Origin of the sequence: Exiguobacterium sp. s161 (assembly GCF_018619045.1) — a bacterium.
In the GTDB taxonomy this organism is placed as follows: Bacteria; Bacillota; Bacilli; order Exiguobacteriales; family Exiguobacteriaceae; genus Exiguobacterium_A; species Exiguobacterium_A indicum.
This window is the reverse complement of the sequence record NZ_JACSNH010000019.1, coordinates 1-798: the sequence shown is the minus strand read 5'-3', so window position 1 is coordinate 798 and position 798 is coordinate 1. Positions and strand designations below refer to the sequence as shown.

Sequence of the window (798 nt, the reverse complement as noted above, 5' to 3'; positions counted from 1 at the left end):
TCACGATTGACGAAGCTTGCGCTTCATTCGTTTTTGTATTCCGTAGAATACGATTTTTGCCTCATCGTTCAGTTTTCAAAGTTCGTCATAAAAATGGTGGAGCCTAGCGGGATCGAACCGCTGACCTCCTGCGTGCAAGGCAGGCGCTCTCCCAGCTGAGCTAAGGCCCCATTAAAGGGATGAAATTGAAGATGGTCGGGAAGACAGGATTCGAACCTGCGACCCCTTGGTCCCAAACCAAGTGCTCTACCAAGCTGAGCTACTTCCCGAAAATGCACCCTGAGAGATTCGAACTCCCGACCCCTTGATTCGTAGTCAAGTACTCTATCCAGCTGAGCTAAGGGTGCGGAATATAAGGATCAAACAGTAAACATCCAAAATGAAAAATGGTACCGAGGGCCGGAATCGAACCGGCACGGGGAAACCCCCGCAGGATTTTAAGTCCTGTGCGTCTACCAGTTCCGCCACCCCGGCAGGGATATAAAAGGTAGAACCTTCATTCATAATTGAATTCTGGTGATCATTGAAGATAAAAATGGTGCCGGCAACAGGAGTCGAACCCGCGACCTACTGATTACAAGTCAGTTGCTCTACCAGCTGAGCTACACCGGCAAGTGTAATAAAAAATGGTGGAGGATGACGGGATCGAACCGCCGACCCCCTGCTTGTAAGGCAGGTGCTCTCCCAGCTGAGCTAATCCTCCATATGTATCGCCTGGCAGCGTCCTATCCTCACAGGGGGAAGCCCCCAACTACTTTCGGCGTTCAAGTGCTTAACTTCCGTGTTCGGCATGGGAAC

6 tRNA genes and 1 rRNA gene are annotated in these 798 nt (G+C 50.8%); all 7 read right to left on the bottom strand.

Annotation, left to right across the window (positions count from 1 at the left end):
• Positions 1–94 precede the first annotated feature (94 nt).
• A tRNA-Ala gene (locus KNQ14_RS16650) sits at positions 95–170 on the bottom strand.
• Positions 171–192: 22 nt separating this feature from the next.
• Positions 193–269: transfer RNA gene (locus KNQ14_RS16645), tRNA-Pro, on the bottom strand.
• 4 nt (positions 270–273) lie between these two features.
• Positions 274–347: transfer RNA gene (locus KNQ14_RS16640), tRNA-Arg, on the bottom strand.
• Positions 348–387: 40 nt separating this feature from the next.
• Positions 388–474: transfer RNA gene (locus KNQ14_RS16635), tRNA-Leu, on the bottom strand.
• Positions 475–536: 62 nt separating this feature from the next.
• Positions 537–612 (bottom strand) — tRNA-Thr (locus KNQ14_RS16630).
• 15 nt (positions 613–627) lie between these two features.
• A tRNA-Val gene (locus KNQ14_RS16625) sits at positions 628–703 on the bottom strand.
• A gap of 9 nt (positions 704–712) precedes the next feature.
• Positions 713–798 (bottom strand): 5S ribosomal RNA (gene rrf, locus KNQ14_RS16620); the annotation flags it as partial.